The sequence below is a fragment of the Bartonella sp. AP88XZML genome (assembly GCF_042195565.1).
In the GTDB taxonomy this organism is placed as follows: Bacteria; Pseudomonadota; Alphaproteobacteria; order Rhizobiales; family Rhizobiaceae; genus Bartonella.
On record NZ_JBHIOQ010000089.1, the window covers coordinates 1 to 5,469 of the forward strand.

9 protein-coding genes are annotated in these 5,469 nt (G+C 35.5%); 4 read left to right on the top strand and 5 right to left on the bottom strand.

Annotation, left to right across the window (positions count from 1 at the left end; all coding sequences use genetic code 11):
• Positions 1 to 874: hypothetical protein (locus ACFIK2_RS08650; protein ID WP_375677167.1), on the top strand; the 874-nt coding region annotated here is incomplete at its 5' end.
• On the opposite strand, the gene ACFIK2_RS08655 is transcribed toward ACFIK2_RS08650, so the two are convergent.
• The 4 genes from ACFIK2_RS08655 to ACFIK2_RS08670 all read right to left on the bottom strand — a co-directional run bounded on the left by ACFIK2_RS08655 (position 864) and on the right by ACFIK2_RS08670 (position 3,486).
• Positions 864 to 1,541 carry a hypothetical protein gene (locus tag ACFIK2_RS08655; protein WP_375613781.1) on the bottom strand — a complete coding sequence of 226 codons (678 nt, stop codon included), beginning with the start codon at positions 1,539 to 1,541 and terminating at the stop codon, positions 864 to 866. The genes ACFIK2_RS08650 and ACFIK2_RS08655 overlap by 11 nt on opposite strands.
• 10 nt (positions 1,542 to 1,551) lie before the next feature.
• Positions 1,552 to 2,145, bottom strand: a complete 594-nt coding sequence (locus ACFIK2_RS08660; RefSeq protein ID WP_375677168.1) for a hypothetical protein — start codon at positions 2,143 to 2,145, stop codon at positions 1,552 to 1,554.
• 11 nt (positions 2,146 to 2,156) lie between these two features.
• A complete protein-coding gene (locus tag ACFIK2_RS08665; RefSeq protein ID WP_375640132.1) occupies positions 2,157 to 2,492 on the bottom strand; it encodes a dATP/dGTP diphosphohydrolase domain-containing protein in 336 nt (111 codons plus the stop codon).
• A 676-nt stretch (positions 2,493 to 3,168) separates the two neighbouring features.
• Positions 3,169 to 3,486: a hypothetical protein gene (locus ACFIK2_RS08670; RefSeq protein WP_375677169.1), complete on the bottom strand. Its 318-nt coding sequence runs from the start codon at positions 3,484 to 3,486 to the stop codon at positions 3,169 to 3,171.
• A gap of 94 nt (positions 3,487 to 3,580) precedes the next feature.
• On the opposite strand from ACFIK2_RS08670, the gene ACFIK2_RS08675 reads away from it, so the two are divergent.
• Complete coding sequence (locus tag ACFIK2_RS08675) at positions 3,581 to 3,892, top strand: XRE family transcriptional regulator (protein WP_114647946.1); 312 nt, start codon at positions 3,581 to 3,583, stop codon at positions 3,890 to 3,892.
• Between the two features lie 241 nt (positions 3,893 to 4,133).
• Here ACFIK2_RS08675 and ACFIK2_RS08680 read toward each other — a convergent pair whose 3' ends face one another.
• A complete protein-coding gene (locus ACFIK2_RS08680; protein WP_375677170.1) occupies positions 4,134 to 4,451 on the bottom strand; it encodes a hypothetical protein in 318 nt (105 codons plus the stop codon).
• A 106-nt stretch (positions 4,452 to 4,557) separates the two neighbouring features.
• Between ACFIK2_RS08680 and ACFIK2_RS08685 the strand changes: the two genes are divergently transcribed.
• Both ACFIK2_RS08685 and ACFIK2_RS08690 read left to right on the top strand, forming a co-directional pair.
• Positions 4,558 to 4,890 (top strand): hypothetical protein, encoded by a 333-nt coding sequence (locus ACFIK2_RS08685; protein WP_038473488.1) that lies wholly within the window; start codon positions 4,558 to 4,560, stop codon positions 4,888 to 4,890.
• A 228-nt stretch (positions 4,891 to 5,118) separates the two neighbouring features.
• Positions 5,119 to 5,469: hypothetical protein (locus tag ACFIK2_RS08690; protein ID WP_375677171.1), on the top strand; the 351-nt coding region annotated here is incomplete at its 3' end.

The window sequence follows — 5,469 nt, forward strand, 5'->3', positions numbered from 1 at the left end:
AAGAGAAGAAGATCGAATAGAAGCTGCAAAATCAAGAGAAGAAGATCGAATAGAAGCTGCAAAATCAAGAGAAGAAGATCGCATAGAAGCTGCAAAATTGAGAAAGGAAGATCGAGAAAAAGATGAAAAATTGAGAAAGGAAGATCGAGAAAAAGATGAAAAATTAAGAGAAGAAGATCGCATAGAAGCTGCAAAATTGAGAAAGGAAGATCGAGAAAAAGATGAAAAATTAAGAGAAGAAGATCGAGAAAAATTTAAAACAGAATTAGCCAATGCCATGGACATAGCTAAATCAACTAGACAACAAGCGATATCAATGAAAAAGCTTGCCACAGTTCTGGAAAAACAATTAGAGATTTTAGAAGAAAAAAAGCTCCGTGTTACCACACACAGTTCATGGATAAGTGATAATCCTAATGATATCTTTCCAGTAATATATGTATCTTTAATCATTACAAATGCTACAAAACAAACAATTAAAATCAACTCTATCAGCATACAGGATAATAGCCTTTTTATCTTTATGTCCGCATGCTATCGTGAACTTTTGCCACAATCACTAGGAGCACTACATTACATCCATCCTCAACAGAAAAAACACTTATGCTTAAAGAAACCTCGAGTCGATCCACCCATACATAGCGATATTGATCCATTTAGCCTCAAACCTTCTGGTCTATTAGGACTAATTATTGGTGTTTTTCCTATAGACAGAAACTCAGAAATTCCTTTAATATTGACTATGGAGCACACTGCCGTAAATCCTTTAAATCCACCAGAAAAAGTGACTTTTTGCCCCGAATATTTTAATATTAAACCAAGTAATAAACTATCCGATCTGTTGTATTCCAAGCTGTTTCCATTCAATAAATAACCGTTTTCCAACATGATGAATAACGCTGTTGTTCCTCAGGGCTTTTTTCAGCCAACTCGGCCCATGTCATTGGCTTTGGTTTCATAAGAAGAAATGATAAATATTGTGCCCTATCCCATTTATTGGCTTCTGCAACTGTAACCGATTGTTTTGCCATAAACCATCTATTGAAATCTTCAATAATTTCAATTGCTTCATTCTTTTTCTGCTCATCCTTCATCAATTGTATTAGTATCTTTTGCGTTCTATCATCTTCTTCATTTACAATTGGGGCTTTTTCTACAAACTCTCTTACAAGCGCACGAACATCTTCAGACTCTTGAAGATTTTCATAAATATTTTCATATTCAGTCAAATATTCTTGCTCTTTAGATTTCTTCTGTTCAGATTCCAACAAACGTTCTTGCACTTCTTTTTGTAATTTTTGTAAATGTTGTATTTTCTCTTCATTTTCTGCTAGCTGTTCTTCCATCAATGCTTTTTGTGACGCTATTAACTCATTTTTTTCTGCTAGCTGTCCTTCCATCAACGCTTTTTGTGACGCTATTAACTCATCTCGTTCTTTTATCGCTTGTCTAAGCATTTTTATGTTTTTAAAATTGGTATAAACCGCATAACATGAACACAAATTAGCAATACAAGATATAATAAGTGCAATTAAGCCCATCCCTCTCTCCTCACTTACCCTTCTTCTTACTCTTCTTATTCTTATGAGGCGGCGCTTTTACTGCTTCATCACGCTGTTTAATCTCTTGCTTCAGTTCTTCAATTTCCTCGTCGTCATGTTCTTCTATCTTTTGTTTTAGTTCTTTAATTTCCTCGTCACGTTCTTTAAGCTCTTGCTTCAGTTCTTCAATTTCCTCGTCGTCACGTTCTTCTATCTTTTGTTTCAGTTCTTCAATTTCCGTATCACGTGATTGCACATCTGCTTCGAGTGTCATTACAACTTCACTTACATTTCTGAACGCCTTTTCATGCTCTTCAGTCTTTTGTTTCAGTTGTTTAATTTTCTCGTCACGTTCTTCAATCTCTTGCTTCAGTTCTTTAATTTCCTTGTCACGTTCTTCAAGATCCGCATCACATTCATCAATTGTCTGCTTGCTTTCCATTAAATACCTAAACTCATTCTCTTTCATTTTTTTCTTAATATCTTGAACCTGCTCTTTAAGTGCCTTAACCTGCGCGCGATAATGCAATGCAATACAAAACATCACTCCGCTTAAGAGCAAAACTGAAACCACTTCTATCCATAAAATTTCATTCGAACTCATCTTTATCTCCTTTAATTTTTATGAGGGCGGTCATCATGACCAATCTGTTGTGCTTCGCATTCCATTAAAAAAAGAATACAACAAGCCGCATGTGCCAAGTGTGATAAATCACTCTCAGCATCCTTATGCTCTCCACCAAACCATGCTAATAAATGACGTAAAGCAGCACCGTGAAACTTGCTCCAGTGCATGCCATTACGCCAATTGTTTGCTCCGTACTTCTTTGCCCCAAACTCTAAAACTTTGCCGATTTCAATCAGTGCCAACGGCGGTATAAGCTCTATACGAGGCTTACCATCATCATTCTTATGCGCTTCGTTTGTGCTATATGAAACGTGTTTACGCATGTAAACTTCGTCGTTATCGCGAAAATCTTCATAGTCACAAACATCGGCATTGCCGTAAATCTTGGCATTCGCTCTAATCTTGGCATGCCCGTGAACTAACGCATTGTCATAAACTTTAGATTGATTGAAAACTTCGGCATTACCAAAAACCTTGGCTTGACCGTAGACACGTGCTTTGTTGTAAACCTTAGCATCCCCATAAATGCGAGAATTGCCGTAAACTTCTGCTTTGCCTTTTACTGAAGCATTCTCATAAATTTGCGCCTTACCATAAACACGGGTATCACGACCATAAACCTCCGCATTACCATAAATCTTTGCATAATCATAAACATACACACAATTAGAAACATCTGCACAACCGTATACTTGTGCATGCCCAAAAACACGTGCCATGCCACCAACACGGGCATCTCCAAAAACACGAGCATTGCCAAAAACATACCCATTACTAAAAGATCTATCCGAACCAGCTACCCAACAATCACCCTCATGTGATAGGTTACCTTCATGCTCTATAAAACCACCTAGGTCACCTTTCTTGACTCTTCCAAAGTCTCTCAGTGCCCGTATGCGACGAAGCATTACAATACCATGTGAATTATTCTTATCAGGATAAAGCGTTATTCCTTGGCGTGTGAACTCATATTTCTTTTCTACAGCCATCTTTGTCTCCTTAATGCTGTAAAGTTTCTCCGGTGTGATCAACACCGCAGCTCTTGCAAATTTTCGACATTGGGGGGACTTGCTCTTGCATTAATCTCTGCAAGCGCTCGGGATAAAAAAAATCATCAGGACGCAAATCTATCCCATGATCTCGCGCGTAGGTTAATAACTGCGCTTGATAAATTGAAGGAAACAATCCATTAGAACCACCCTTCTCTTTAGAATAAGTGATACGATAAACAGCACCTTTACATTTCTTCAAAATACGCGAAACGTTAACAGCCCCCCCTAGATATTTTATTATAGTATACGCAGGTTCTTTTTTCATAAAGATAAAATTTCATATTTTATGAATTTTATCAAGATAAAATTTCATATTTTTTTTATTGATTTTTCATTTCATATGAAAGACTTTGTATTTTATGGAATCAGATCAGTTAAAGGTATGGCTTAATGCGCAATTAGCTAAAAATGGTCATGGTAGTAAGAAAATGCTAGCCAAGCATTTAGGAGTGTTACCATCTACCCTAACTAGTATGTTGCATGATTCAGGTACAAAAAGATCAATAAAAGCAAGTGAATTAATAGAAATTATTGATTTTTTTGGCGAAATCCCCCCTTTTCTAATCAAAGAATCTGAACAGTTTATTCAACTGTATTATCAAGCAAATCCCGAAGTTCAGAAAGCTGTTTTAACGATTCTTCAGAATTCTTGTTCTTCAGACAAAAAATAATAGCAGCCATCACTTTTTTATCTCCACAATTCCAAAGTTTTTCTAACATTAGTTTATCCATAATTAACCTACACTTTATTAAAATTTCATGTTTTCTGAATTTTTATATTGACATTTTTCATAAATAATGAAATATATGTTCCATATCTTAGAAAATAACTTTTGCCAATAGGCAGTATGGAGGCATTTGTGAATAAACCAGTGTTTATAAATTCTGATGAANAAACTCATTTTGATCTCCTTAATGCTGCAATCTATCGACCGTCTGTTCAACAACGTGGCTCTTGCAAATTTTCGACATTGGGGCGTGTTGCTCTTGCATTAATCTCTGCAAGCGCTCGGGATAAAAAAAATCTTCGGGGCGCAAATCTATCCCATGATCTCGCGCATAATTTAAAAGCATAATTTGGTATTTAGCTGGTATAATGCCGCCTTTACCCTCTCGCTTTTCAAAAGGATAAGTCCATTTATAAACAGCAGATACATGGCATTGAGAAATCAACGACACGCGTTTTGCACCGCCTAAATACTTTATAATCGTAACTGCTGGAGTAATCATGTAATCCAAAATTTTCTGTCATATATTTACGTATTACGCAAATATAAACAAAATTTTCGTAATACGCAACATTGATTATTTAATAATTTTAAGAGAGAAAAATAAAATGGATTTTCAAAAGTTAATAAAAGTGTGGATTAATGAAAAATTAAATGAAATGGGGCATGGAAGCCGTAAGGCTTTAGGGCAACATTTAGGATTGAGTCCATCATCTATTACACGCTTATTATCGATTGATGACTCTGACTCTAAAGCCTACCGTGATATCACTGCAGAAGAGCTAGTAAATCTACACAGTTTCTTTAAGGAGTATCCTCCGTATCCGGCTTTAAGCAAAATAGATCAAGATTTTTATGATCTATATTCGTCTTGCAATGAAGAAGAACGGAGGGCAACTTTAGCGTTTCTTCATACTTTAATCGAATCAAAAAAGCGATAGTTGCTATTTTTTCTTCATTTGATAATTGTGAAAATTTTCTTTTTGCAATCTTATAGCCTTTCATAAAATCTCCAAATATCTATAAAAAATACACTAATCTAAATAAAATATTCATAAAATAATTTTCGTAATACGGTATTTTTTATATTGACATTACCGTAAAACGAAAATATGTTCACTCCATATCTTAGAAAATAACTTTTGCCAATAGGCTGTATGGAGGCATTTGTGAAGAAACCAGTGTTTATAAATTCTGATGAAATTCTCTTAGTGATGTGCGAAAATGAAGAACAAAATCTCGCTAAATCTGGTCCTTTCTTAGAAGAAAAGGACATAATCAAATTTATCGACCAAACCGATAATGCTGTCCAAATTTTACGCGTGGAACCAACGACTAATCGTTGCGAAGATATCTCTGAAGATATTGCCGAATTCTATCTGAAAGAATGTGAAGAGCAGTGTTTCAACGGCAATATACCTCACGACTTTGTTAAAGACAGTAACGCATACGGTTTTTTTTTAGAAGAAATCGAACAGCAGCGATATGAAGATGAAACTTACGGGACTTATGAACAGCAG

What these genes read in the sequence shown, in the direction of transcription:
- ACFIK2_RS08685 (WP_038473488.1), top strand. Translation starts at nt 4,558, where the DNA reads ATGGATTTTCAAAAGTTAATAAAAGTGTGGATTAATGAAAAATTAAAT.
- ACFIK2_RS08665 (WP_375640132.1), bottom strand. Translation starts at nt 2,492, where the DNA reads ATGCGTAAACACGTTTCATATAGCACAAACGAAGCGCATAAGAATGAT.
- ACFIK2_RS08670 (WP_375677169.1), bottom strand. Translation starts at nt 3,486, where the DNA reads ATGAAAAAAGAACCTGCGTATACTATAATAAAATATCTAGGGGGGGCT.
- ACFIK2_RS08680 (WP_375677170.1), bottom strand. Translation starts at nt 4,451, where the DNA reads ATGATTACTCCAGCAGTTACGATTATAAAGTATTTAGGCGGTGCAAAA.
- ACFIK2_RS08675 (WP_114647946.1), top strand. Translation starts at nt 3,581, where the DNA reads ATGGAATCAGATCAGTTAAAGGTATGGCTTAATGCGCAATTAGCTAAA.
- ACFIK2_RS08660 (WP_375677168.1), bottom strand. Translation starts at nt 2,145, where the DNA reads ATGAGTTCGAATGAAATTTTATGGATAGAAGTGGTTTCAGTTTTGCTC.
- ACFIK2_RS08655 (WP_375613781.1), bottom strand. Translation starts at nt 1,541, where the DNA reads ATGGGCTTAATTGCACTTATTATATCTTGTATTGCTAATTTGTGTTCA.